Genomic DNA, 23,493 nt, shown 5'->3' on the forward strand with positions numbered 1-23,493 from the left:
AGCAGGTCGCTACAGCCCCTCTGTCCACGCACCCATTATTGGACAAAAGTGGCGCACCAAGCGGGCTCTAGCGCACCGACAGACACTCAGCGGATGGTAAAGGCCAGGCTCAGCGCCACCACCACCAGCAAACCCAGCCCCACCAGAAACACCACGTCAGCCCAGCGCTCATAACGCCGCCCACCCACACGGGCACGCATGGCAGCAAACGACAAAAAGGCGCTGGTCAGAAAAATCAGCGCGTCCACCGCCAGCGCCTTGTCGATCAGCATGTGCCAGCTGGCGCCCGCACCCACGCGCCCGATGGACAGCACCGTCATACACACCCCAATCATCGTGGCCGAGGTGGGCAGGATGTGGGCCGACAAACCCGCCGCATCGGGTGCTGCGGGCTCTGCCGCGCCACGTGGGCGCGGTGTCAATGAAGACCGGTGCCACATCAGCCCAGCCGCACCGGTACAAAGATCCGGCTGCCGTCACGCGCAATCAGCAGGGCCACCGACTTGTTCGACTTGGCCACCTGGCTGCGCACCTGCTCCAGGCTTTGCACCGGCGCACCATTCACCGCGAGCAACACATCCCCGGCCTGGACACCGGCCAATGCGGCGGGACCAGTGGTGTCTTCAACCAACAAACCAGCCGCAACACCGGCCGCGCGTTTTTCCTGCGGTGTCAAGGCACGCAAGGCCAGGCCCAGACGGCCTTGACCGGCAGCGCCGGGCGCTGCCGCTACGTTCTCCGTCTTGTCACTGGCATCGCTCACCTTGGCACTGAGGTGCTCGGGCTTGCCCTGGCGCCAAATGTCGAGCTCCAGCTTGTCGCCCGGTGCGGCGGCGCCAATCAGCGCAGGCAAGTCGCTGGAAGCCACAATCGGCTGGCCATTGACCTTGAGGATCACGTCACCACTCTGCAACCCGGCTTTGTCAGCGGGGCCACCGGCGTCCACACTCGACACCAGCGCACCCTCGGGGCGAGCCAGGTGGAACGAGTCGGCCAGCGCCTGGTTGACCTCCTGGATCGCCACCCCCAAACGGGCATGGCTGGCATGGCCGGTGGCCACAATCTGGTCCTTGATCTTGCTGGCCAGCTCGATCGGGATGGCAAACGACAGGCCCTGGTAACCGCCGGACTGGCTGTAGATCTGCGAGTTGATGCCCACCACCTCACCGCGTGTGTTGAACAGCGGCCCGCCCGAGTTGCCCGGGTTCACCGCCACATCGGTCTGGATGAAGGGCACCAGGCTGTCGTCGGGCAGGGAGCGGCCCTTGGCACTGACCACCCCGGCGGTGACACTGTTTTCAAAACCAAACGGTGAACCAATCGCCAGCACCCATTCCCCCACCTTGAGGTCCTTGGCCTGGCCCAGCGGCACGGTCGTCAGGTTTTTTGCATCGATCTTGATCACCGCCACATCGGTCTTGGGGTCGGAGCCCAGCACCTTGGCGGCAAACTCGCGCCGGTCGGTCAGTTTGACCATGACCTCGGTCGCATCACGTACCACATGGGCGTTGGTCATGATCAGGCCATCGGCGCTGACGATGAAGCCCGAGCCCTCACCACGTGTGGGTGTGGGGGAGGCATCGGGCCCGGCCAAACCACCGGGGCCTTGAAAACGCCGGAAAAACTCGTAAAACGGGTCATCCGGGTCCAGCCCCGGAAAACCACGCTGGCGCAGCGCCGCGCCGCTGCCCTGGTTGGATACCTTCTTCAGGGAGGTGACGGTGATGTTGACCACCGCCGGGCCATGCTGCTGGGCAATCTGCGAGAAGTCCGGCAAGCCCATCGGAGTGTTAGGCACAGAGTTTGACACGGCGGGCGCAGAAGACACCAGCGAGGCGGCCTGGGCGTGGGTCAGGCTGAAGGTGGTGACAGCAGCGCCACCCAGAACACCCCCGAGCACCAACGACAACACCACACGGCTGGCAACAAACGGTTTTTTCATAGCGGTTTCTCCACACTTTGTTGAACACCCGTTCAGTGTGTGAACCCCAGCTTAGAGCGGGCTTAAAGCCGCTTAAACCAGGCTTAAGAGGCTTGGGTCGACCCGTTGGGTGCCAGGGGCAACACCGAAGTGGGCCATTCAACCCTGACCCGCAAACCACCCAGCAGCTCGGAGGTGTCGAGTGTGATCTGTGCCTGCTGGGCATCGGCGATGGTTTTGACAATGGCCAGCCCCAGGCCGCTGCCACCCACCTCGGAACCGGCCACGCGGTAAAAGCGGTCCAGCACCCGGCTGCGGTCGGCGGGCGCAATCCCCGGACCGCTGTCATGCACCTCCAGCCGGGGTGGACCGTCTTCGGTCAACACCGCCACCAGGATGCGGCCCGTGGTCGGGGTGTATTTGATGGCGTTGTCGACCAAGTTGCGCACCAGAATCTGCAGGGCATCCACCTGCCCAGACACCCAGGTCGCCGGGCTGATCTGGCTGTCGATGTGGATCTGCCGGGCCTGGGCCGCTGGCGCCAGCTCGGCCAGCACCAGTCCCAGCGTGGCGCCCAGATCCGCGGGGGTGCTCTGGGTCTGCGTGCCGGACTGCTGGCGTGCCAGCACCAGCAGTTGCTCGATGAGCCGGCTGGCACGGTCAATGCCGGCGTTGAGCCGGTTGATCGCGATGTCGCGGCTGCGCTCGTCTGCCGCGCGGCGCAACATCTGCACCTGTAACTTGAGCGCGGCCAGCGGGGTGCGCAACTCGTGCGCCGCATCGGCCACAAAGTTTTTCTGTGCCTCAAACGCCTGCGTGACCCGGCCAAACAAGAGGTTGAGCTCGTGCACCAGCGGACGGATCTCGTCGGGCAACTGGTCTTCGGCAAGTTCACCGAGTTCATCGGCCTCACGTGCCGCCACCTGCTGGCGCACCCTTGTCACCGGAGCCAGTGAGGAACTCACAACCCACCAGACCAGCAGCATCAGCAGCGGCACCAGCGCCACGGTGGGCAACACGGTGCGTAACGCCAGCTTGGCCGCCATGGCCTGGCGCACCTGTTCATCCTGCGCCACCTGGATCACCTGCGAGCCAGTGTCAAAAGAGTACAGCCGGTAGGTGGTGCCACGCGCCTGGATGGTGGAGTAACCCAGCACCGCACGCTGGGGCAGGGTTGCATGCGTGGTGGACTGAAACAGGCTCAGCCCGTCAGAAGTCCAGACCTGGATCAAAAAATCATACTGATCACCACTGCCGTCGCTGGGCACCAGTTGCCCCCCCTCGGGCATGCCGGGGCTGAGCGACAAAGCCATTTGCCGCATCTGGATGTCAAACAAGGCGTCGGCTTCGGCCAGCGCGGCACGGTAGGCCACAGCAGCCTGGAGCAAGGCCGTGGCCACCACCGCCACCAACAAAAACAATAACAACCGGGCCCGCAAAGAATGGGTATGTGGCAGCTTCACGGCACACCCTTGGGCATCATGTAGCCGACACCCCGCACGTTCTGGATCAGCTCGGCCCCCAGCTTTTTGCGCAGCCCGTGGATGTACACCTCGACCGCATTGCTGCTGACCTCGTCGCGCCAGCTGTAGAGTTTGTCTTCGAGTTGTTTGCGCGAGAGCACCATACCCGGACGCGCCAGCAACAGCTCCAGCACCGACCATTCACGCGCCGACAGCGACACGGCCTGCCCACGCACCAACACCTCCCTTGTGGCGGGGTCGATGCTGACACCCAGGTGTTCATACACCGGCTCGGCACGCCCGGCGGCCCGGCGCAGCAGCGCCCGGATGCGCGCCAGCAGTTCGTCGAATTCGTAGGGTTTGATGATGTAGTCGTCGGCACCTTTGTCCAGCCCGGCCACACGCTGGTTTAGCGCGTCCCGAGCGGTGGCGATCAACACCGGCACCCGGTCCTTGCGTGCACGCAGGCGCTCCAGCACCGTGAGGCCGTCGCAGGTGGGCAAACCCAGGTCCAGCAGCAGCAGGTCATAACCGTGCTCACGCAACACCTCATCGGCGTGGGCGCCGTCCTTGACCCAGTCGACCGCGTAGCCCTCGGCGCGCAGCAGGTCCAGCACGGCCTCACCAATCATCACATCGTCTTCAACCAGAAGTAATCGCATGGGTTTGAGAAAAGCAGAACCAAGATTTTGCCAAGCCCGACCGTCTGGCGGGCGCTTGGCGCAGTCACACACATGTGCGTCACCCGGATACTGCCAGCCCTGGCTTAGATCAAGCTTAAAACCAGGCCGGTGACACCGCCGGGCAAACCCAACGGCGGAAAAAATCTGGTGATTTATACAGTAATATCCCGGCATGGCCAAAGACAAAACCGTTTTCGTGTGTTCAGAATGTGGTGGCATCAGCCCCAAATGGCTGGGCAAATGCCCGCATTGCCACGCCTGGAACACTCTGGTGGAGTCTGCCCCCGAGAGCACAGCACCCACCAAAAACCGCTTCGCCTCGCTGGCCAAAACGGCTGAACTGGCGATCCTGGGTGACATCGACGCGGTCGACATGGCGCGTATACCCACCGGGCATGATGAGTTGGACCGGGTGCTGGGTGGCGGCATGGTCGAAGGCGGTGTGGTGCTGATCGGTGGCGACCCCGGCATTGGCAAATCCACCCTGCTGCTGCAGGCGCTCGACTCGCTGCAGCGCAGCGGTCAAAACACGCTTTATGTCACCGGAGAAGAAAGTGGCGCCCAGGTGGCGCTGCGGGCCCGGCGCCTGGGGCTGGACAACTCGCAGGTTCGGGTGCTGGCCGAGATCGGGCTGGAAAAAATCCTCGCCACGCTGGAATCGACCCGGCCCGACATCGCGGTGATCGACTCGATCCAGACGGTGTACTCCGAGCAACTCACCTCGGCGCCGGGTTCGGTGGCCCAGGTGCGGGAATGTGCTGCGCACCTGACGCGTGCCGCCAAGGCCAGCGGTGTCTGCATCGTGCTGGTCGGCCACGTCACCAAAGAAGGCGCACTGGCCGGGCCACGAGTGCTGGAGCACATGGTCGACACCGTGCTGTATTTCGAGGGTGACACGCATTCGAGCTTTAGGCTGGTGCGCGCGATCAAGAACCGCTTTGGTGCGGTCAACGAGATTGGTGTGTTTGCCATGACCGAGAAAGGCCTCAAAGGCGTGAGCAACCCAAGCGCCATCTTTTTGAGCCAACATGCTGAGCCGGTGCCTGGCAGCTGTGTCATGGTCACGCTCGAAGGCACCCGGCCGATGCTGGTGGAAATTCAGGCGCTGGTGGACAGCGGCGGCCCGAGCCCGCGGCGCCTGAGTGTCGGGCTGGACAAAGATCGGCTGGCCATGCTGCTGGCGGTGTTGCACCGCCACGCCGGGGTGGCGTGTATGGATCAGGATGTGTTTGTCAACGCGGTTGGGGGCGTCAGGATATCGGAGCCCGCAGCGGATCTGGCGGTGTTGCTATCAATTACCTCAAGCCTGCGTGGCAAACCTCTGCCCAAGGGCTTTTTTGCATTTGGTGAGGTGGGCTTGGCCGGGGAGGTGCGCCCTGCCCCGCGTGGTCAGGAGCGCCTCAAAGAGGCCGCCAAACTGGGCTTCAGTGTGGCGGTGGTGCCCAAGGCCAACCTGCCCAAAAACCTCCAGTCCAAAGACTTTGAGGGCCTGACGATCCACGCGGTGGAGCGGGTCGAACAGGCCATGGAGATCGTTCGGGACCTGGCTTATTGAGCGCCAGCGGTCTCCAGCAGCTTCAGCACCCGGTCGGTCACATCGTTTTTCGGGTCGACAAAAATCGCGCTCTGCAAAACAAAGTCCAGCTTTTCGGTGGCTGCGATCTGCTTGACGACTTTGTTGACGCTGGCGATGAGTTTTTGCAATTCTTCGCTCTTGCGTTTGTTCAGATCTTCCTGAAAGCTGCGCTGGGTGCTCTGCAGGTCACGTTCCTGCTCCAGCAACTTCTTTTGTTGTTCAAGACGCTGTGCTTCGGCGAGCACCGGAGAATCGGTCTGGTACTTGGTCACGGCGGCCTTGAAAGCGGCGTCCTTGGCGGCGCCATCTTTCTGGCGTGTTGAAAACTCTTTTTCCAGTTTGCCCTGGCTGACTTTGGCCGGGCTGGATTCTTTCAGCACCCGCTCCATGTTGACAAAAGCAATGCGCCCAGCCGAGAAGTCGGCTGCCTGGGCCAGACCCACGCCCATGGCACACACACAGCCGAGCAACAGGCTGGTGCCCCAGCGGCGAAACGTACGGGGCGAGTCAAGAAGTGAAGGGCTGCGTTGGGTCATGATGTGTGGAGGTGAAGTGAGTGAAAGAGTGGGATTGTGCGACGAAAGTCTCACTGACGAACCAAGGTGTTGCCCGATTTCCTGACGGCATCACCCACTTTGAAGCCCGGGTCCTGCGCAAAGTCAAATTTGGCGCTGCCACCCTGGGTGTAGCTCACACTGACTTGCCAGACCTGGGTGGTGTTGATGTGTTCCTGGATTTTTTTGCCCGCATACGCACCACCGGCGGCACCGGCCACGGTGGCCAGATCTTTGCCAAAACCGCCCCCGATCTGACGCCCCAACACCGCACCCGCCACGCCACCGGCGATCAGGCCGACGGCATTGCTGTCACCCTCTCTTTCCACCACCTGCACAGCAGTGACGCGGGCGCATTCGGCGCAGGCTGTCGCCGTCGATTTGGTGCTGTACGTGCCCTTGGCACGCAGGCTGGCCAAGGCCTTGTCATATTCCGACTGGGCATCACGACGGCACTGCAGACGCGCCTGGGACGAGGACTCGTCGGCGCAGAGTTTTTTGTCGGCTTCAAAACGTGCCTTGGCAGCCTTCGGGCTCTCGACTGCTGCGGGCTCGGACGACCAGTTGGTTTGTGCAACGGCAAGCCCGCCGGCCAGGGCCAGCAAAGCGCCCGCCAAATAACAGACAAAACGGACAGAGCGGGCGGGGTGTGACATGAGAAGCTCCAGATCAGAAAGGTGGCAAACCACCGGGGAAACAATAAGGATACTCCGAACCGCCGACTTTACCGGGTTGGACTTGTGAGCAAATGTCAGCGGACAGCCTCCACAAGTGGGGAATCCAGCCCCTTAAAATGACCGATTTGACCTTCAGCGGTGCGCTGACTTTTAAGGAATACACCATGAGCCCCCTTCCCCCCTCGATGTCTGACCGCGACGGCAAAATCTGGATGGACGGTCAGATGGTCGACTGGCGTGACGCCAAGATCCATGTGCTGACCCACACCCTGCATTACGGTTGCGGCGCATTTGAAGGGGTGCGGGCTTACAACACGGTCAACGGCCCGGCGATCTTCCGGCTGGCAGAACACACCGAGCGCCTGTTCAACAGCGCCAAGATCCTGCGCATGAAGATTCCGTTCACCCCGGAGCAGGTCAACGAAGCCCAGTGCGCTGTGATCCGCGAGAACAAACTCGACTCTGGCTACCTGCGCCCGCTGACCTGGATCGGTGACAAAAAACTGGGGGTCTCGCCCAAAGGCAACACCATTCACCTGATGGTCGCCGCCTGGCCCTGGGGCGCCTACCTCGGTGAAGAAGGCATGAAACGCGGCATCCGCGTCAAGATATCTAGCTACACCCGCCACCACGTCAACATCACCATGACGCAGGCCAAGGCGGTCAGCAACTACACCAACTCGATCCTGGCCAATATGGAAGCCACCGACGACGGCTACGACGAAGCGATGCTGCTCGACGCCAGCGGTTTTGTCTCGGAAGGCGCGGGGGAAAACCTGTTCATCGTCAAGGGCGGCGGGGTCTATACCCCTGACCTGTCGGCTGGTGCCCTGAACGGCATCACCCGCAACACCATCCTGCACATCTGCAAGGACCTGGGTCTGGAGGTGGTACAAAAACGCATCACCCGCGACGAGGTCTACATCAGCGACGAAGCTTTCTTCACCGGCACCGCTGCCGAAGTCACCCCGATCCGCGAAGTCGACCGTCTAGAAATTGGTTGTGGCAGCCGCGGCCCGATCACCGAGAAAATCCAGAGCGCGTTTTTTGACATCGTCAACGGCCGCAACCCCAAATACGCCCACTGGCTCACGAAAGTCTGATCACCATGAGCAAACCTGTTGTCGAACTCCTGGCCAAAGATCTCAACCATGCAGGCGGTGTCTACTGCCCCAGCCCGCTGGCCGACATGAAGCAGTGGGACACCCATCCCAAGGTGTACCTGGATGTGGCGCACACCGGCCAAGCCAAGTGCCCGTACTGCGGCACCGTGTACCAGCTCAAGCCCGGCGAACACGTTCACGGCCACTAAATGCCACTCAACGTGGCAGGCGCCACCCCCTTGACGCCTGACTTGGCAAGGGGCCAGTTGGTGTGCGGATCGAAGCCGCTGAGCACAGCCTTTGAGGTGCTGCCGTGAAACCGTCTTCGTCCCCGGTCAAACGCGCCCTGGTCATTGCCCCGCAATGGATTGGTGACGCGGTCATGACTGAGCCGCTGCTGCGCCGCCTGCAGGCGCGTGGTGAGCGCCTGACTGTGGGTGCCCTGCCCTGGGTGGCACCGGTGTACCGGGCCATGCCACAGGTGGCCGAGGTGATCGAGTTCCCGTTTGCCCACGGCGGGCTGCAACTGCGTGAGCGGCGGCGGCTGGCTAAACAGATGGATGGCCAGTTTGATGTGGCCTACATCTGCCCCAACTCATTAAAAAGTGCGTTGCTGCCCTTTCTGGCGGGTATCCCAGAGCGTGTCGGTTACCTCGGTGAAGCGCGTGTGGGCCTGCTCACGCACCGCATGAAAAACCCGGCCAAGGGCCAGCGCCCGCCGATGGTGGCGTTTTACTCGGCACTCAGCGGTGAGGGTGATGTGGCCAGCGACCAACCCCGCCTACACCTGGATACCACCGAGGCCGATGCCTGCTTGTCTGCGTTGGGGCTGCAACGCAATGGCTATTACGTGATGGCCCCTGGCGCCGAATACGGCCCGGCCAAACGCTGGCCAACCTCGCACTTTGCCGAGCTGGCACGCCAGCTCAAAAAACCGGTGGTGCTTCTGGGCTCGGGTAAAGAAGCGGACTTGTGTGCCGAGATCGCGCAAGCCTGCCAAGCTGCTGACGGCAGCAGCCAAGCCACGATCCTGAACTTGGCAGGCAAAACCTCGCTGGCCCAGGCGTTGTGCCTGATCAGCGCCACCCAGGGCCTGATCAGCAACGACTCGGGTCTGATGCATGTGGGCGCCGGGTTTGGCGTGCCACAGGTGGCGATTTTTGGCTCCAGCAGCCCCTTGCACACGCCCCCGCTCAATGCGGCAGCGCATGTTTTGTGGCTCAAGAATGACCCCGCGTACCAACCACCGCTGGACTGCGCGCCGTGTTTTGAGCGCGTCTGCCCGCTGGGCCACACCCGCTGCCTGAACGACATCGACGCAGCCAGGGCACTTGCTTTTTTATAGCTGCTAGCCCTTTTCTCAAAAGGGCTAGAGGCCATTTTGATGTCAATCCGGCAGATCAAGCTGGGTGACAGCGCCCGCGTTGAGGCAAAAAAAAGCCACCCGAAGGTGGCTTGTAAAGTTCCCCCGAGAGGGAACGTCGTTGGAAACCTTGCAAAACTGAAAACACCAAACGATCTTTCCAGGAGTTTTGCTTCAAGACTGTGACAGCAGTGGGGTGAACTTTACAGACTTGACACAGTCTTGGGTATCCCCCATTTGGGGGATATTGCGCGTTTTTCTGCAGAAAAATTGACTATTTTGCAAGCAAACGTTAATTTTTTGGGGTTTGCAAGGGCAACTCAATGACAAAACAGGCGCCGCCCTCGGGTCGCGCTTCGCAAAACACGCGGCCACCGTGGCGCTCAGCGATGGATTTCACCAGTGCCAGACCCAAGCCCACCCCACCGTCACGTTCGGTGGCGCCGGGCAGGCGGTAAAACGGCTCAAAAATGCGCTCACGTAACTCAGGCGGCACGCCCGGCCCCTGGTCACACACCCGGATCTGCGCCAGGGTGCTGGTTTGCAACAGGCTCAGACTGACCTCCCCTGCGGCATGGCGGCGCGCATTCTCCAGCAGGTTGCGCACCGCACGGCGCAGCAGCTTGGCCACCCCCTGCACCGGCAACTCCTGAAACGCGGGGCCACCACCGTCTGCGGCATCCTTCTCGGGCAACAGCAGCTCAGCGTTGACGCGGGCACACTCCTCGGCCGCCAGGCCCACCAGATCCACCGACTCCACCGTCCCCATGTCACTTTGGCGCGCATCGAGTCGGCTGGCCAGCAAAATCTCTTCAATCAGCTGGTCCAGCTCGTTGATGTTGCGGGCAATTTCGCTCTTGAAGGCAGCCGAGGCGCTGGGGCCCAGCAGCTCCAGGCCCATGCGGATACGGGTCAAGGGGGAGCGCAGCTCATGCGAGGCATTGGCCAACAGGGATTTTTGTGAGGCCAGCAAAGCCTCGTGCGACTTCACCAGGGTTTCGACCCGCTCGGCAGCCTGGTTAAAACGTTTGGCGAGAAAAGCCACCTCATCCGAACCCGCCTCAGGCACACGGGTCGACAGGTTGCCCTCACCCCACTGCTGCACTCCGTCTTGCAGGCGCTCCAGCCGTCGTGTCAGGGTGCGCACAATCGGGTAAGTGGCCAGAGCCACCGCAATGCCCACCCAGACCAGCATCCAGGCAAAACCGAAGGGCGGGCGGCTCCAGACAGAAGGTGGTGGGCGCGTAAGACGCATGCGCATGGTTTGCCCGTCGCGCATGCGCACGACAAATTCGGGGCTTGCCGGGCGATCAGGCTCAGCTTCCGAGGACGCCGCAGCCTCCTCCGGGGCCAGAGCGCGGGGCTCAGCGCCGGACTCATCGCTGGCAGGTCCGACGGCCGCAACAGCCTGGTCAGACGGCTCGGCTTGCTGCCGCGCCTCACGAGCGGCACGGCGCTGCTCACGCCACTCGCGACTGGACAGATCATCCGGCAGGTGGTGTGGCCGCCCCCGACCAATGATCAGCCCAGCCTCGTCACTCACCACCACCTCGCGCGGTGGCGGGTCAGCTGACATGCGCCAGATCCAGCCCACCAGCAAGATCAGCACCGCCACGGCCAACACCACCGCGAGCCAGATGCGAACGTAGAGCTTCTGGAACATCAGTCTTGCTGCCGGGCAAAGACGTAACCCACCCCACGCACCGTCAGGATGCGTTTGGGGTCTTTGGCGTCGAGTTCAATGGCGGCGCGGATGCGGCCCATGTGCACGTCGATCGAGCGGTCAAACGCGTCAAGCTCGCGCCCGCGTACCGCCTCCATGATCTGGTCGCGGGTCAACACCCGCCCGGCCCGCTCGGCCAGGGCCACCAGCAGGTCAAACTGGTAGGAAGTCAACTCGCAGGGCTCACCGCTGACGCTCACCACACGCGCGTCGCGGTCAATTTCCAGCGAGCCAAAACGCAGCAGACTGGTGGCCACCGGCTGGGCGCCTTCGACATGACGGCGCAACACCGCGCGGATACGCGCCAGCAGTTCGCGCGGCTCAAAGGGTTTGGGCAGGTAGTCGTCGGCGCCCATTTCCAGGCCAATGATGCGGTCCATCGGGTCGCCCTTGGCGGTGAGCATCAGCACCGGTGTGGTCGCCAGCGCGCCGGGCAAGGCACGGATGCGGCGGCACACTTCGAGGCCGTCCATGTCGGGCAGCATCAGGTCCAGAATCACCAGGTGCGGCGGCTTGCCTTGCAACGCGGTCAACCCGCTTTGGCCATCTCCCGCATGGGCCACGGTGTAGCCGGACTGGCCCAGATACTCGCAGACCATGTTGGCCAGGCGGGCATCGTCTTCAATCATCAAAAGGTGTTGGTTCATCATGGCAGTCTAGTTAGCCAGCGCTTCGCAGGCTTGAAGTGTGCGTAAAGATAGGTAAACACGCCGACATAAATATTTCAAAATAAATAGCTATAAACCCTTTATTCATAAGGGCTAGAGGCCACTTTGAGCCTTGAGGCCAGCCACACCAGCAGCAACACCGGCACACCCAGCAAAGCGGTTGCGACAAAAAAGCTCGGGTAACCAAAGCTGTCCACATAACGCCCCGAATAACCCGCCAGAAACTTCGGCAGCAAGAGCATCATGGAGCTGAACAACGCGTACTGGGTGGCCGAATACGCCACATTGGTCAGACTCGACAGGTAGGCAATGAACGCCGCCGACGCCATGCCACCGGCCAGGTTATCGGCCGAAATCACCACAATCAACCAGCTCAGGTCGTGCCCCAGGGTGCTCAGATACGCAAACAGCAGGTTGCTGGCGGCACTGAGCACCGCGCCCAGCATCAGCACCCGCATCACCCCCAGCCTCATGGACAAGACACCACCAACAAACGCGCCCACCAGGGTCATGATCACACCAAACACTTTGGTCACCGCAGCCACCTCGTCCTTGCTGTAACCCATGTCCACATAAAACGGGTTGGCCATGATGCCCATCACCACGTCGCTGATGCGGTAGGTGGCGATCAGCGCCAAAATCAGCGCAGCCTGCCAGCCAAAACGGCTCAAGAAATCGGCAAACGGCGCCACCAGCGCGCCGTGCAGCCAATCGGTCAGGTTTTTGCTGGGCGGCAAAACTCGGCGCAGGGGTTCGTCCGACAGCAGCACCGTCAACACCCCCAGCAACATGCTGGCCGCCATCACCAGGTAGGCGGTCTGCCAGGCGCTTTGCTGGTAACCCAGCACACCGTCAGGCTGGGCCCGTGCCGCCACCCACAAGACACCGGCACCGGCCCAGATCATGGCCAGGCGGTAACCGGTCTGGTAGGACGCAGCGAGTGCGGCCTGCCGGTCCACATCGGCCGACTCGATGCGAAACGCATCCAGCGCAATGTCCTGCGTGGCCGAGCCAAAAGCCACCGCCAGCGCACCCCACACCACCGGCGCCAGCGCCACTTGCGGGTCGTTGAAACTCATGGCCACCAGCCCGGTCAGGATCGCCAGCTGTGACAGCAGCAGCCAGCTGCGCCTGCGCCCAAGCCAACGCGTCAGCAACGGGATCGGTAGCCTATCCACCAGCGGCGCCCAGACCCATTTAAAGGCATAGGCCAGGCCGACCCAGCTCAGGTAACCGATGGTGGTGCGGTCGATGCCCGCCTCACGCAACCAGAAACTCAGCGTGCCCAACACCAGCAACAGCGGCAGGCCTGCCGAAAATCCCAGCAGCAGCATACGCAGCGAAGCCGGTTCCAGATACACCTTCAGGGTGGCCAGCCAGCCCACAGGCTTGGGTGTGGCGCTTGAGTCGTTCAAAGTCATCGCGGCATGATAGCGGGGCGACAACAGCACCCTATGCACCTCGGGTGTCTAAAATTTCCGCATGTCACTCCACACAATGCGTCTGTTTTTCCTCGGTGACGGAAGACAGGTCTCGCAACCCATCGTCTGGCTGATCGGTTTTTTTGCCTTCTTGAACGTTTATGCCATCCAGGCCGTGCTGCCGATGGTGATGAGCGACTTTGCCGCCTCGCCGTTGCAAGCCGGCCTGACCGTGGGCGCCACGGTGCTGGCGGTGGGGCTGATCTCACCCTTCATCGGCATGCTCTCAGACGCGGTGGGGCGCAGGAATGTGATCTGTGTCTCGCTGTTTGCGCTGACGCTGCCCACCGCACTGATTCCGCTGACACAGGGGCTGAACGCCTTGATCACCCTGCGCTTTTTGCAGGGGCTGGCCATTCCCGGCATTGTGGTGGTGCTGATTGCCTACATTGGCGAAGAGTTTCGCGGTGGTGGTTTGGCACGCATGATGTCGATTTATGTCGGCGGCACGGTGATGGGCGGTTTTTGCGGGCGGTTTATCACCGGGCACGCGGGGCATTGGCTGGGCTGGCGCGGCGCCTTTGTGGTGCTAGCCGCCATGACCTTGTTGGGTGCGCTGCTGGTGTGGTGGCGTCTGCCTGCCTCGCGCCACTTTGTGCCCAACCGACAGGTCAAGGGCGCGTTCACCACCCTGTGGCGGCATCTGCATAACCAGCGCCTGATGGCCTCTTGCGCCGTGGGTTTTTGTGTGTTGTTCTCGCTGGTGGGCACCTTCACCTACGTCAACCTGCATCTGGCGGCGGCACCGTTTCACCTGTCGTCGGCCGGGCTGGCCAATGTGTTTGCGGTCTATCTGGTGGGGGTGCTGGTGACGCCGATGACCAGCCGCCATCTGGAGCGGCTGGGTTTCATGAAAGCGCTGCTGTGGGCTTTGGCCACCTCCGCCAGCGGTCTGCTGATGACGCTGGTGCCATCGCTGCCGGTGATTGTGATCGGCTTGGCGGTGTGTTCCAGCGGTGTCTTTTTGTGCCAGTCAGCCACCATCAGCACCCTGGCCAAAGACGTGACCGAGGGGCGATCCCTGGCCACCGGCATTTACTACATGAGCTACTACGCGGGTGGTGCGGTCGGCACCTGGGGTGCGGGTCTGGCTTATGAAGCCTGGGGCTGGAGCGGCTCGGTGTTGACCATCGCGGCCGTTCAGGCACTGGCGGCTGCCATCGTGCTCGGGATGTGGCGCAGAGCCAGCTGAGGCCCTCAAGGTGTTTGGCCTTTGGGTCAGGCTTTGGCAGGCGCCAAGGCCGCGCCACTTTTGCGCAAAGCCAGGGCCAGCAGCAACATCACGGCCATCAACACCGCCACCACCTCATAAGCCACACTAAAGCCCTCTGCCCCCTGGCCACTGAAGTCGGCCAGAGCCCCAATCGCGGCAGCCGACAACAAGGTGCCAATGCTGGTACAGATGTTGATCAAGCCCTGGGCGGTGCCGCGAAAGGCCAGCGGCGCCTCTTCAATGGCGATGGTGCGCAGCGCCCCACTCACCACCACCCCCACACCCAAGCCCACCGGCATGGTGGCCAACAGGAAACCCCACAAGCCAAAGCCGGTGTAGGCACACGCACCGTACCCCAGACTGAGCAGGGCAAAACCAGCCACGATCAACACGCGCGCGCCCAGGCGATTGAGCAAACGCCCGGCGCCCATGGAGCCGATGATCGAACACAGCACCATCGGCAGCAGCACAAAACCGGCGTTCTGCCGCGCCACCGCATACGCCAAGGTGGCGATGGAGGTCAAGAAGACCACGCTGCCCATGCCAAAACCGGCCCCCAGCGTCAAAAAATAGGTCAGTGACAGCTGCCGGTTGGCAAACATCGAGATCGGAATCAGCGGCTGCTCGGCACGCTTTTCCACCCACAGGAACAAGGGCAACAAGACGACCAGGGCGGCCAGGGTGAAGGGCCAGACACGCAGCCCGGTCATGTCGTCCAGCACCCGTGTGACACTGAGCACCAAGGCCGACAACAACAGGAACAGCACCACAATGCCACGCCAGTCCAGCGCAGGCAACACACCTGCCGGGCGCTGGGTGGGCAAGGCACGCGCGCCCAGAAACAGCACATAGGCCGCAATCGGCAGGTTGGCCAGGAAAATCCAGTGCCAGTCCAGCGCCACCATCACCAGACCGGCCAGCGGCGGGCCCAGCACAAAGGCCATGCCATAGGTGGCACCAATCAGCCCCAGCGCGCGGCCACGCTCCTTGGGCGGCAAGGCGTCGGCAATCACCGCACTGGCGGTGGGAATGATGCCGCCACCACCGACGCCCTGGATCACTCGGCCCAGCACCACCGCCCAGAAGGTGGGCGCCAGCGCAATCACCAGGGAGCCCAGGGCAAACAGCGAGATGCTGATCAGGTAGATGGGGCGACGGCCATAGCGGTCACCCAGGCTGGCCAGCGGCGCGGTGCTGCACAGCGAGGCCAGGATGAACGCAATCATCACCAGGCCCACACGCCGGTTGTCGATCTGGAAAGCCTCCCGAAGCGCGGGGATGGCGGGTGCAATGATGGCGGTGTCCAAGGCCGACATGAAAACACCAATAAACAGCACCGTCATCAGTCGCCGGTACGCTGGTGTACCGGCCGGGATGGAAACAGACGACATCAAAACCCCACTCATTACAAACAAGCCATTCGAAAAGCTGGCAGTGTATAGTTTTTGGGCGTTTTGATTCCTCAGCACCCGCTGTGCCCTGTTGGCGCGAAGATGCCGTGCAGACTCAGAGACTGGCTTGCGCGTGGCTGTAACACTTCTTGGGGCAGATCTTGGAGCAGGCGGTGCAGCCGATACACAGCTCCTGGTGCGCGAGGGTCATCACCTTCTTCTCGTATTCCCCATCGTCGTCATCGTCGTCATCGTCGTCCATATCTACCGCAATGCGCTCGCCGTCTTCGGTCAGGCCGACCAGTTCCATCACGCCGCGCGGGCACACTTTGAAACAGCGGCCGCAGCCGATGCACTTCTCGTCATCGATGGCCGTGACAAAGGCCGGGATCCAGGTTTCGCCACTGGGCAGGGTGACGCTGAAGGGGGTGCTCATGGTGGGTTCTCTTTCTAGTGATGTACTCAGGCCTCGGCCGCCGCCAGGGCTTTGCGCGCGTCCATCAGCAAGACGTGGGCGTCAAAACAGCGCTGCGCCACCTCGGGAATTTTTTCCCAGTGGGTAGGCAATTCTTCAGACAGGTCATGCAGGTCCATCTTGGCCTGGGTGGCGCGGGCATTGAGTTTCTTCAGCTGCGCCTTGTGTTCTTCAATGTCCATGGTCAGGCTCCGTATTGCGCCACATCGGGGTAGGTGCGGATCATGGTGACCGCTTCGTTCAGGAACTTGGTGCCCGCCTCGGACAGTTTGGCAAGCGAAGCAAAACCGAAGCGGTGCACATCGCGCAGCTGTTTGTTGACCACCACCAGACGGCCCGCCAGCAAAACCATCCGGCCAAAACCTTCATGGCTCATCTTCATCATGGGCGATACCATCTGTCCGGTTTCACGCTCGATGGCCACCGCAATCGCGTTATAGAACAGCTCCAGGCGCCACAAGGTCTCAGGGTCAGGGTCCCCCAGGATCGGCAGCGCACGGCGCTCCTCTGCGGTGTGGATATAGGGTTTGAGCAGCTGCAGGTCGCTCTTGTTGTCCCAGGTGCCATTCATGTCCTGCGCACGCAACTGCTTGATCAGTTGCTGCACAAAAGGCGTGCCCACATAGACCTCGTCGCTGCTTGGCTCGGTGGGGATGTCCAGGGTGCTCTGTTCGTTCATGGGGTCACCTCGTCTTCTTCAAAGTCAAAGCTGCGCACGCCGTCCTTGGCCAGCGCCTTGCGCAACCAGGGTGGTGGTGTGCCCTGCAGCACCACCTGAAGTTTGTCCAGAATACCGGTGATGGACTCGGGTTGCGGCACCTTGATCGGGTGGATCTTCATGGCCACCACACGCGCGGCGCCCGAGCCACCAATGGCGGCCACATACACGATGGCGCAGTCCTTGATGGCTTCGAGTTTGGGTGCGAGTTTGTCCTCGTCGCCGTCCTCTTCGAGCTTGTCACCAAACTCAAAACTCTCGACAAAATGGTGCCCGGTGGGCGAGACCTCATACACCACGATGCTTTTGGCCCAGCCAAAATGGGCGTCAACACGTTCCTTGTCCTGGGTGGCGAAGGCAATTTTCATAGAACCTCCCGCAAAAATGCCTGAGGGCTGAGACCCACCCCATCCGGGGCAGGCAAATACATCACACGGTGATCAAGGGGGCTCATGGTTCCTCCTGGGTGGTTCAGGCGCTGGCGACAGCCAGACCGGTTGGGGTGGGTGTGGCAACAGGTGCGGCGGCGCGCAGCGCTTCGGGGCTCAGCGGCCAGTCATCGGCGTGGTGGTGTTTGATCTGATCGATCATGAGGTTGGCCACCTCAAAAATCAGTGCCATCGTGCCGCGGTAACCCACCAAACAGCGGTGGGCGTTGCCAACACGGTCAAACACCGGGAAGCCAATACGCAGCAGCGGTTTGTCCAGCCGCTCGGCGGCCTGGCGGCCATGGGAATGGGTCACGATGAGGTCGCAATCCACCGCACCGCGCTCCAGGTCTTCTAGGTCACCCAAGATCACTGTTAGCGCGGGCAACAACGCATGTGAGGCCGATTTGGTGGTGCTGACGCAGCAACGCAGTTCTGCGCCCATCTCGTGTAACAGGCTGCCCACTGCCAGCAGCAAGTCGGGCTCGGCGGCGATCGCCACCTTGACACCACCGGTGTAAAAATGGCCGTCGAGCATGGCGTCGAGCAGCTGGCTGCGTTGGCGGCGGTATTTGGCGGGGACGGGGCGTCCAGAAAGTTGGGCCAGACACTGCAGAAAGCGGTCGTTGACTTCCAGGCCGGTGAGCCGGTCAAACATCTCGAATGGTGTCCCGGCAATGTCTTGCAAGGACAAGGCCGCTTCACGCGTCTGTTCGCCAACACCCAAGGTCAACGCCGAGGCACCGGCTGCCCGGATGTCCTGCAGCGAGGTGCCGCCCAGGGTGGTGCCGCGCCAGTCCGGCGGAATATGGCCGTCCAGCGAACCCGACACATCGGGCAACACAATTACTGACAGGCCAAAGGCTTCGATGATCTCGCGCAGCTCAAAAATATCACCGGGCGACAGGTGGCTGCCCGGCAACAGGGTCACCTGGTCGGTTTGGCGCGGCAGGGGCTTGACCAGCGTGCGCGCGATGGCCGTCACCGCAACACGGTAACCATCCTCAAAACCACCCACATAGTCGGGCGTCGAGGCATACACGATCTCGGTGTCGGCCAGTTCGGGGTGGCGCTTGCGGATGGTGACGAGGTAACCCTCCACATCGTCACCCTTGGTCTCGGTCAAACCGGTGGAACAGATGGCAATGATTTTGGGGGCGGCGCGTTTGCGGATATTCAGCAGGGCGGCCTCGATGTTGTCGTAACCGCCCAGAATCGAAGTCACCTCGTTCATCGCAGTGGTTTGTAAGGGGATGGCTTCCTTAAAGTGACGCACCAACAACACCAGGCCAAACGAGGTGCAGCCCTGCGAACCGTGCATCACCGGCATACACGCGTCCAAGCCCAGAAAGGCCAGACTCGCCCCGAGCGGCTGACTCATCTTGAGCGGATTGACCGCACAGGCTTTTTTGGATTCAACAACTAGGGCCATGGCAGAGGGGTCTCGTTGCGCATGTGGTTTATGCAGGCACTTCTTCGGGCGCCAAACCCAGTGCATGCGCCGCGACCTCCGTCAGGAACCGATTGGCTTGCAGGTCAGTGGCTGGGGCCGCAAGCACCGGCACCGCACCCAGGGTCTCGCCATCGTCCCCCCAAGGGGCGGGTAGACGCACCTGTTGCCACACCGGATTGGACAAAGCTCGGTCAATCTCACTCACCAGCTCGACCATGCCTTCGTAACCGGCATAGGGGTGGTAACGCTCCTGGTTGATGTCGAGCCAAGGCATGCGGGCCTTGAGTGCCACAAACTGGCTGCGACCACCAGAGAGCATGATGTCGGCGCGGGCGTCGCGCAGCATGTTGTACATCTCGCGCGGGGTCATGTTGTCGATCATGTGGGCATCGTCCCCCATGATCTCCTTGATCTTCTGTTTGTCTTCCTTGGTCGACTTCTTGACGCTGGTGCCCACAATCTCGAGCCCGGCCTCTTGCAGCGCGGCCACCACCGACCAGGACTTGACCCCGCCGGTGATCAACAGCACCCGTTTGCCACTCAGGCGCTGTTTGTATTGCTCGATGCGTTGGTAAGCGCGGGCTTCTTCCACCGCAATCAGCCGTTCGGTGCGGCCAATCAATTCATCGGGTGCACCCTGCTGCACCAGCAGTTTGGCGATCTGGCGCAAACTGTCACTCATGTCACCAATGCCGTAGAAAGAACCTTCAAAGTACGGGATGCCCCAGCGCTTCTCCATCTTGGTGGCGATGTTGATCATCGACTTGGAGCACACCATCATGTTCACCTTGGCCCGGTGGGCGCTGGCGATGTCCTTGTACCGCCCATCCCCGGCCATACAACACAGGATACGGATACCCAGCGCATCGAGCAGCGGCTTGACCTGCCACAACTCCCCCACCAGGTTGTATTCACCAATGATGTTGATGTCGTAGGCGGTAGTGAACTCGGGCTCCACCGTGCCAATCACATAGTCCAGCAAAGCCTCGGCGCCAAGTTTGTTGCCCAAGTTTTTGATGCCCGCAAAACCCGGCGCGTTGACCGGGATGATGGGTTTGCCGAACTTTTCGGTGGCACGTTGGCATACCGCTTCAATGTCGTCACCGACCAGGGCGGTGACACAGGTTTGGTAAACAAACACCGCAGGCGGGTCGTACTTCTCCAGAATCTCGCGGATCGACTTGAACAGGCGTTTCTCGCCGCCGTAGATCACATCGAGTTCGTTGATGTCGGTGGTGAATCCAGTGCGGTAAATCTGCGGACCGCTGGATGCACTGTGCCGGTTGTCCCAGGAGTTGCCTTCACAAGCAATGGGGCCATGCACCAGATGCGCCACATCCGCAATCGGCTGCAAGGCGATCTTGGCACCATCAAAGGCGCAGCCACCCGCTGCAGCACCGGGTGCCAGTTGGGCTGAACAGCCCTTTTTGCGGTCTTTCTCACTTTTGCCCTGGTTCTTGTCGCAACCAGGTTCTTCAAACACGTCGGCAATCCTGGCTTTGAGCGAAGTCGACATGGCATGCTCCTGATGGGGTGAATACAGGAGTCATCGCATTTTTGGTGCCAGGGTCAAAAAGCCTCTAAATGCAGCTTATTGGCCGGGTCCGTCCTCTTTGCGGTCTGAATTTGGCAGGTTTGAAGGAATTGCGACAAAAAAAAGCCCCTTTGCTTGAGACAAGGCTCAAGCAAAGGGGCAGTTGACGGGTGAAAACTGATCAGGCTTTAATTCACACCAAACACCAGATTGGGCAGGTACAACACACTGGTGGGCCACACAATCATGAGGATCACCAAACCAATGACCGCAGCCAGCAGCGGCATGGCTTCTTTGATGTACTCGTCCATCGGGCATTTGAGAATGCCGCAGACGGTGAACATCGCCACACCCACGGGCGGTGTCATGCCACCCAGCGTGACGCAGGTCATCATCACCAACCCAAAATGCACCGGATCAATCCCCACACGCATGATGATGGGCATCAGGATCGGGGTCACCAACAGCACAATCACCGTGGCCTCCAGGAACATGCCCAGCACAATGATGAAGGTGATCAACAGCAGCATCAGGGCGATCCTGTTCTCGGTGATGCTCACCAGGAAGGAGGCCGCATCCTGTGGCACACCTTCGAGCGTGATCATGTAGCCAATCATCGAGGAGAACATGATGATCAGCATGATCATGCCGATGTCAGACACCGCATGGCGCAGCGCGTTGAGCAAGGCTTCCAACGACAGTTCCCGATAGATGACCATACCCACAAAGATCGCATAAGCCACCGCAAAAGCACCCGCTTCCGAGGGGGTGAAGATCCCGTAACGAATCCCCACAATCAGCAGAATCGGGAACATCAGCGCCCATTTGCATTCCCACATGCGTTTCGCGATCTCTTTGAACGTCGGGGGTTTTGCGAGCTCGGCGGTGTAACCACGGCGCCGTGCCACGATGTAAGCCACACTCATCAGCACAATGGTCATCAACACACCTGGCACGATGCCGCCGACAAACAGGCGACCGATCGACACATTGCCCATGAAACCGTAGAGGATCAGCCCGATGCTGGGCGGAATGGTGGCGGTGATCAGTGAGCCCACCGCGATCACCGCACTGGTGTAACCACGGGTGTAGCCCCGTTTGATCATGTCCGGACCCAAAATGCGGGCTTCCATCGCGGCGTCGGCCACGGCCGAGCCCGACACACCCCCCATCAAGGCGCTGAGCATGATGGCGACCTGTGCCAGACCACCACGCATCCAGCCGGTGAGCACGGTTGACAAGGAGATCAAGCGGCTGGTGATGCCCGATGCATTCATCAGATGCCCGGCGAACACAAACAGCGGCACCGCCAGCAGCGGAAAGGACTGCGTTGCAGTGGCAATCTTCTGGATCGCAATCTCAGGTGGAACCGGGCCAAAAATGTAGAACATCACGGCCGAGATGCCAATCGCAAACGCCACCGGCATGCCGAGGAACATCAGCACCAAAAATAGAAGAGTAAGGATGCCGCTCATATCGCCGTCCCGTCATGACCTTCAAGTGAAAGAACCTCGCGCCCGGTCAGACCGCGCCACAAACGTGTGACAGCGGTGGCCAGCATCAGGAATGAACCTACCGGGATACACGCGGTGACCCAGCTGTAGCTGATACCCACGTCACCCAGCACACGCTCCATGTTTTGCAGCGTGAGCTTGGTGCCGTACCAGACCAGGAAGCTCAAGAAACAGATGATGGCAACCAACCAGATCACGGCCAGCACCTTGCGAACTTCACGCGGAAATTTCCGGATCAAGATATCGATTTCGATGTGTGTGTTTTTCTTGAGCGCCAGATCGGCGCCCAGCACACACGCCCAGGCAAAACTGAGTTGGGCCAAGTCCACCGCCCAGATGACGGGCACACCCGCCGTCCGGGTGGCTGCCCCGATCAGTACAAAGATAGAGGTGGCTGCAAAGAACGCCATGGCCAGGCGTTCCTCCAGCTTAAATAGCAGATGTGCCACAAAACGTCCTTACTTGGCCAGTACAGCATTCACCTGCTTGCGCAGATCGGTGTAACCCAGCTTCTCGTAGACCACGCTGGTTGAGGCGACGAAAGGTTTGGTGTCAATGTCCACAATCTGCACGCCTTTTTCACGCATCAGCTTTTCATAGTTGCCAATGGAGTCGATGGTGGCTTTGGAGGCGGTATCACCGGCCTTGAGGGCTTCATCGCTCACCACTTTTTGCAGGTTGGGTGGCAGCTTGTCGAACCAGATCTTGGAGCCGACCAAGCCGGTGATCAGGCTGATGTGGCCGGTCTTGGTGATGTACTTCACCACCTCAAACAGACGCTGGCCGTAGGTGGCAGGTGCTTGTGCTTCGGCGGCGTCGATGGCCTTCATTTGCAGGGCCGAGTAGACCTCTGCCCATGGCATCGGGGTGGGGGTCGCACCCAGGCCACGAACGGTTTCCAGCCAGACCGGCGCACCAGGGGTACGCATACGCACACCAGCCAGATCGGCAGGTACTTTGACCGGCTTCATGGTCAGCAACTGGCGGTCACCCTGGTACCAGTTGAAGGACAGAATCTGGTGGCCACTGGCAGCACGCAGCTTGTTGTTCCAGTCATCCATCAACGGCGAGGTCACCACCTTGCGCATTTCGGTGTAACCGTGGGTCAGGTAGGGCGCGCCAAGCACACCAAACTCCTTGACAAACGGTGCCAGACGGCCACCATCCACCAGCACCGCCACACCGGCACCGGAACGGGCTTGTTCAAGCACGTCTTCGTCTGAACCCAGCTGAGAGCTCGGGAACAAACGAACGGAGATCTTGCCACCCGAGTTCTTTTCAACACTGTCCTTGAACTGCTGCAGACCCTTGAACATCGGGTCATCCACTGTCAGGGACGAGCTCACATTCAGGTTGAAATCTGCCGCGTGGGCCGCAGCGGCCAGCAAAACGCAGGCGGCTGTCAATGACAACAATTTGATCTTCTTCATAGTTGCTTCCTCGATCGTTGGGTGTTTAAAACTTGCTGCCCTGCGGTTACCCCGCTGGCACTTGTATGGTAGTATACTTTTCGAGAGCTTGCAACATATTTGCACTTTTTTGATGGGAAAGTTAG

At 61.1% G+C, this 23,493-nt stretch carries 24 protein-coding genes; 5 read left to right on the forward strand and 19 right to left on the reverse strand.

Annotation, left to right across the window (positions count from 1 at the left end; genetic code table 11):
* Positions 1-86: 86 nt before the first annotated feature.
* The 4 genes from FDG13_RS01225 to FDG13_RS01240 form a co-directional block, all read right to left on the reverse strand.
* The gene (locus FDG13_RS01225) at positions 87-440 is read right to left on the reverse strand and encodes a hypothetical protein (protein ID WP_255435020.1); all 354 of its coding nucleotides are present in this window, start codon (positions 438-440) and stop codon (positions 87-89) included.
* Entirely contained in the window at positions 440-1,942 is a 1,503-nt protein-coding gene (locus tag FDG13_RS01230) for a Do family serine endopeptidase (RefSeq protein WP_180124953.1), read from the reverse strand. The genes FDG13_RS01225 and FDG13_RS01230 overlap by 1 nt, the downstream gene beginning before the upstream one ends.
* 83 nt (positions 1,943-2,025) lie before the next feature.
* The gene (locus FDG13_RS01235) at positions 2,026-3,384 is read right to left on the reverse strand and encodes an ATP-binding protein (protein WP_180124955.1); all 1,359 of its coding nucleotides are present in this window, start codon (positions 3,382-3,384) and stop codon (positions 2,026-2,028) included.
* A complete protein-coding gene (locus FDG13_RS01240) occupies positions 3,381-4,046 on the reverse strand; it encodes a response regulator (RefSeq protein WP_180124957.1) in 666 nt (221 codons plus the stop codon). Before FDG13_RS01240 ends, FDG13_RS01235 begins: the two co-directional genes overlap by 4 nt.
* 193 nt (positions 4,047-4,239) lie before the next feature.
* On the opposite strand from FDG13_RS01240, the gene radA reads away from it, so the two are divergent.
* Positions 4,240-5,622 (forward strand): DNA repair protein RadA, encoded by a 1,383-nt coding sequence (radA, locus tag FDG13_RS01245; RefSeq protein WP_180124959.1) that lies wholly within the window; start codon positions 4,240-4,242, stop codon positions 5,620-5,622.
* Here the strand turns inward: radA and FDG13_RS01250 are convergent.
* On the reverse strand, positions 5,616-6,179 hold the full coding sequence (locus FDG13_RS01250; RefSeq protein ID WP_180124961.1) for an OmpH family outer membrane protein: 564 nt from the start codon (positions 6,177-6,179) through the stop codon (positions 5,616-5,618). The two genes, radA and FDG13_RS01250, sit on opposite strands and share 7 nt — an antisense overlap.
* A gap of 50 nt (positions 6,180-6,229) precedes the next feature.
* Positions 6,230-6,853: a glycine zipper 2TM domain-containing protein gene (locus tag FDG13_RS01255; protein ID WP_180124963.1), complete on the reverse strand. Its 624-nt coding sequence runs from the start codon at positions 6,851-6,853 to the stop codon at positions 6,230-6,232.
* 185 nt (positions 6,854-7,038) lie between these two features.
* Here FDG13_RS01255 and FDG13_RS01260 point away from each other — a divergent pair, with 185 nt between their 5' ends.
* From FDG13_RS01260 to waaF, 3 genes are all read left to right on the forward strand, one after another.
* A complete protein-coding gene (locus tag FDG13_RS01260) occupies positions 7,039-7,977 on the forward strand; it encodes a branched-chain amino acid transaminase (RefSeq protein WP_180124965.1) in 939 nt (312 codons plus the stop codon).
* A 5-nt stretch (positions 7,978-7,982) separates the two neighbouring features.
* On the forward strand, positions 7,983-8,186 hold the full coding sequence (locus tag FDG13_RS01265) for a zinc-finger domain-containing protein (RefSeq protein WP_180124967.1): 204 nt from the start codon (positions 7,983-7,985) through the stop codon (positions 8,184-8,186).
* A 104-nt stretch (positions 8,187-8,290) separates the two neighbouring features.
* On the forward strand, positions 8,291-9,322 hold the full coding sequence (gene waaF / locus FDG13_RS01270) for a lipopolysaccharide heptosyltransferase II (protein WP_370528134.1): 1,032 nt from the start codon (positions 8,291-8,293) through the stop codon (positions 9,320-9,322).
* A 310-nt stretch (positions 9,323-9,632) separates the two neighbouring features.
* On the opposite strand, the gene FDG13_RS01275 is transcribed toward waaF, so the two are convergent.
* The 3 genes from FDG13_RS01275 to FDG13_RS01285 all read right to left on the reverse strand — a co-directional run bounded on the left by FDG13_RS01275 (position 9,633) and on the right by FDG13_RS01285 (position 13,152).
* Positions 9,633-11,003, reverse strand: coding sequence for an ATP-binding protein (locus tag FDG13_RS01275; RefSeq protein WP_180124969.1), 1,371 nt, complete (start codon positions 11,001-11,003; stop codon positions 9,633-9,635).
* Positions 11,003-11,710, reverse strand: coding sequence for a response regulator (locus FDG13_RS01280; RefSeq protein ID WP_180124971.1), 708 nt, complete (start codon positions 11,708-11,710; stop codon positions 11,003-11,005). The genes FDG13_RS01275 and FDG13_RS01280 overlap by 1 nt, the downstream gene beginning before the upstream one ends.
* Positions 11,711-11,811: 101 nt before the next feature.
* The gene (locus FDG13_RS01285) at positions 11,812-13,152 is read right to left on the reverse strand and encodes an MFS transporter (RefSeq protein WP_180124973.1); all 1,341 of its coding nucleotides are present in this window, start codon (positions 13,150-13,152) and stop codon (positions 11,812-11,814) included.
* Positions 13,153-13,213: 61 nt separating this feature from the next.
* Here FDG13_RS01285 and FDG13_RS01290 point away from each other — a divergent pair, with 61 nt between their 5' ends.
* On the forward strand, positions 13,214-14,404 hold the full coding sequence (locus tag FDG13_RS01290) for an MFS transporter (protein WP_255435021.1): 1,191 nt from the start codon (positions 13,214-13,216) through the stop codon (positions 14,402-14,404).
* 26 nt (positions 14,405-14,430) lie between these two features.
* Here the strand turns inward: FDG13_RS01290 and FDG13_RS01295 are convergent, their stop codons facing one another.
* The 10 genes from FDG13_RS01295 to FDG13_RS01340 form a co-directional block, all read right to left on the reverse strand.
* Positions 14,431-15,816, reverse strand: coding sequence for an MFS transporter (locus tag FDG13_RS01295; RefSeq protein WP_218942571.1), 1,386 nt, complete (start codon positions 15,814-15,816; stop codon positions 14,431-14,433).
* Between the two features lie 115 nt (positions 15,817-15,931).
* Positions 15,932-16,252: a ferredoxin III, nif-specific gene (gene fdxB, locus FDG13_RS01300; RefSeq protein ID WP_180124977.1), complete on the reverse strand. Its 321-nt coding sequence runs from the start codon at positions 16,250-16,252 to the stop codon at positions 15,932-15,934.
* A 26-nt stretch (positions 16,253-16,278) separates the two neighbouring features.
* Positions 16,279-16,473, reverse strand: a complete 195-nt coding sequence (locus FDG13_RS01305; RefSeq protein WP_180124979.1) for a CCE_0567 family metalloprotein — start codon at positions 16,471-16,473, stop codon at positions 16,279-16,281.
* Between the two features lie 2 nt (positions 16,474-16,475).
* Entirely contained in the window at positions 16,476-16,970 is a 495-nt protein-coding gene (locus tag FDG13_RS01310; RefSeq protein WP_180124982.1) for a NifX-associated nitrogen fixation protein, read from the reverse strand.
* Positions 16,967-17,377 carry a nitrogen fixation protein NifX gene (nifX, locus tag FDG13_RS01315; protein WP_180124984.1) on the reverse strand — a complete coding sequence of 137 codons (411 nt, stop codon included), beginning with the start codon at positions 17,375-17,377 and terminating at the stop codon, positions 16,967-16,969. The genes FDG13_RS01310 and nifX overlap by 4 nt, the downstream gene beginning before the upstream one ends.
* 103 nt (positions 17,378-17,480) lie before the next feature.
* Positions 17,481-18,869, reverse strand: coding sequence for a nitrogenase iron-molybdenum cofactor biosynthesis protein NifN (gene nifN, locus FDG13_RS01320; RefSeq protein WP_180124986.1), 1,389 nt, complete (start codon positions 18,867-18,869; stop codon positions 17,481-17,483).
* Positions 18,870-18,897: 28 nt separating this feature from the next.
* Positions 18,898-20,406, reverse strand: coding sequence for a nitrogenase iron-molybdenum cofactor biosynthesis protein NifE (gene nifE, locus FDG13_RS01325; protein ID WP_180124988.1), 1,509 nt, complete (start codon positions 20,404-20,406; stop codon positions 18,898-18,900).
* A gap of 206 nt (positions 20,407-20,612) precedes the next feature.
* The gene (locus FDG13_RS01330; protein ID WP_180124990.1) at positions 20,613-21,899 is read right to left on the reverse strand and encodes a TRAP transporter large permease; all 1,287 of its coding nucleotides are present in this window, start codon (positions 21,897-21,899) and stop codon (positions 20,613-20,615) included.
* Positions 21,896-22,387 carry a TRAP transporter small permease gene (locus FDG13_RS01335; protein WP_180124992.1) on the reverse strand — a complete coding sequence of 164 codons (492 nt, stop codon included), beginning with the start codon at positions 22,385-22,387 and terminating at the stop codon, positions 21,896-21,898. Before FDG13_RS01335 ends, FDG13_RS01330 begins: the two co-directional genes overlap by 4 nt.
* 9 nt (positions 22,388-22,396) lie before the next feature.
* Positions 22,397-23,368, reverse strand: a complete 972-nt coding sequence (locus tag FDG13_RS01340; RefSeq protein WP_180124994.1) for a C4-dicarboxylate TRAP transporter substrate-binding protein — start codon at positions 23,366-23,368, stop codon at positions 22,397-22,399.
* Between the last annotated feature and the right edge of the window lie 125 nt (positions 23,369-23,493).

It is taken from the genome of Rhodoferax sp. BLA1 (assembly GCF_013416775.1).
Classification (GTDB): domain Bacteria; phylum Pseudomonadota; class Gammaproteobacteria; order Burkholderiales; family Burkholderiaceae_C; genus Rhodoferax.

Coding starts and splice junctions, on each gene's coding strand:
- FDG13_RS01225 (WP_255435020.1), bottom strand. CDS start 440: ATGTGGCACCGGTCTTCATTGACACCGCGCCCACGTGGCGCGGCAGAG.
- FDG13_RS01230 (WP_180124953.1), bottom strand. CDS start 1,942: ATGAAAAAACCGTTTGTTGCCAGCCGTGTGGTGTTGTCGTTGGTGCTC.
- FDG13_RS01240 (WP_180124957.1), bottom strand. CDS start 4,046: ATGCGATTACTTCTGGTTGAAGACGATGTGATGATTGGTGAGGCCGTG.
- radA (WP_180124959.1), top strand. CDS start 4,240: ATGGCCAAAGACAAAACCGTTTTCGTGTGTTCAGAATGTGGTGGCATC.
- FDG13_RS01250 (WP_180124961.1), bottom strand. CDS start 6,179: ATGACCCAACGCAGCCCTTCACTTCTTGACTCGCCCCGTACGTTTCGC.
- FDG13_RS01255 (WP_180124963.1), bottom strand. CDS start 6,853: ATGTCACACCCCGCCCGCTCTGTCCGTTTTGTCTGTTATTTGGCGGGC.
- FDG13_RS01260 (WP_180124965.1), top strand. CDS start 7,039: ATGAGCCCCCTTCCCCCCTCGATGTCTGACCGCGACGGCAAAATCTGG.
- FDG13_RS01265 (WP_180124967.1), top strand. CDS start 7,983: ATGAGCAAACCTGTTGTCGAACTCCTGGCCAAAGATCTCAACCATGCA.
- FDG13_RS01275 (WP_180124969.1), bottom strand. CDS start 11,003: ATGTTCCAGAAGCTCTACGTTCGCATCTGGCTCGCGGTGGTGTTGGCC.
- FDG13_RS01280 (WP_180124971.1), bottom strand. CDS start 11,710: ATGAACCAACACCTTTTGATGATTGAAGACGATGCCCGCCTGGCCAAC.
- FDG13_RS01285 (WP_180124973.1), bottom strand. CDS start 13,152: ATGACTTTGAACGACTCAAGCGCCACACCCAAGCCTGTGGGCTGGCTG.
- FDG13_RS01290 (WP_255435021.1), top strand. CDS start 13,214: ATGTCACTCCACACAATGCGTCTGTTTTTCCTCGGTGACGGAAGACAG.
- FDG13_RS01295 (WP_218942571.1), bottom strand. CDS start 15,816: ATGTCGTCTGTTTCCATCCCGGCCGGTACACCAGCGTACCGGCGACTG.
- fdxB (WP_180124977.1), bottom strand. CDS start 16,252: ATGAGCACCCCCTTCAGCGTCACCCTGCCCAGTGGCGAAACCTGGATC.
- FDG13_RS01305 (WP_180124979.1), bottom strand. CDS start 16,473: ATGGACATTGAAGAACACAAGGCGCAGCTGAAGAAACTCAATGCCCGC.
- FDG13_RS01310 (WP_180124982.1), bottom strand. CDS start 16,970: ATGAACGAACAGAGCACCCTGGACATCCCCACCGAGCCAAGCAGCGAC.
- nifX (WP_180124984.1), bottom strand. CDS start 17,377: ATGAAAATTGCCTTCGCCACCCAGGACAAGGAACGTGTTGACGCCCAT.
- nifN (WP_180124986.1), bottom strand. CDS start 18,869: ATGGCCCTAGTTGTTGAATCCAAAAAAGCCTGTGCGGTCAATCCGCTC.
- nifE (WP_180124988.1), bottom strand. CDS start 20,406: ATGTCGACTTCGCTCAAAGCCAGGATTGCCGACGTGTTTGAAGAACCT.
- FDG13_RS01330 (WP_180124990.1), bottom strand. CDS start 21,899: ATGAGCGGCATCCTTACTCTTCTATTTTTGGTGCTGATGTTCCTCGGC.
- FDG13_RS01340 (WP_180124994.1), bottom strand. CDS start 23,368: ATGAAGAAGATCAAATTGTTGTCATTGACAGCCGCCTGCGTTTTGCTG.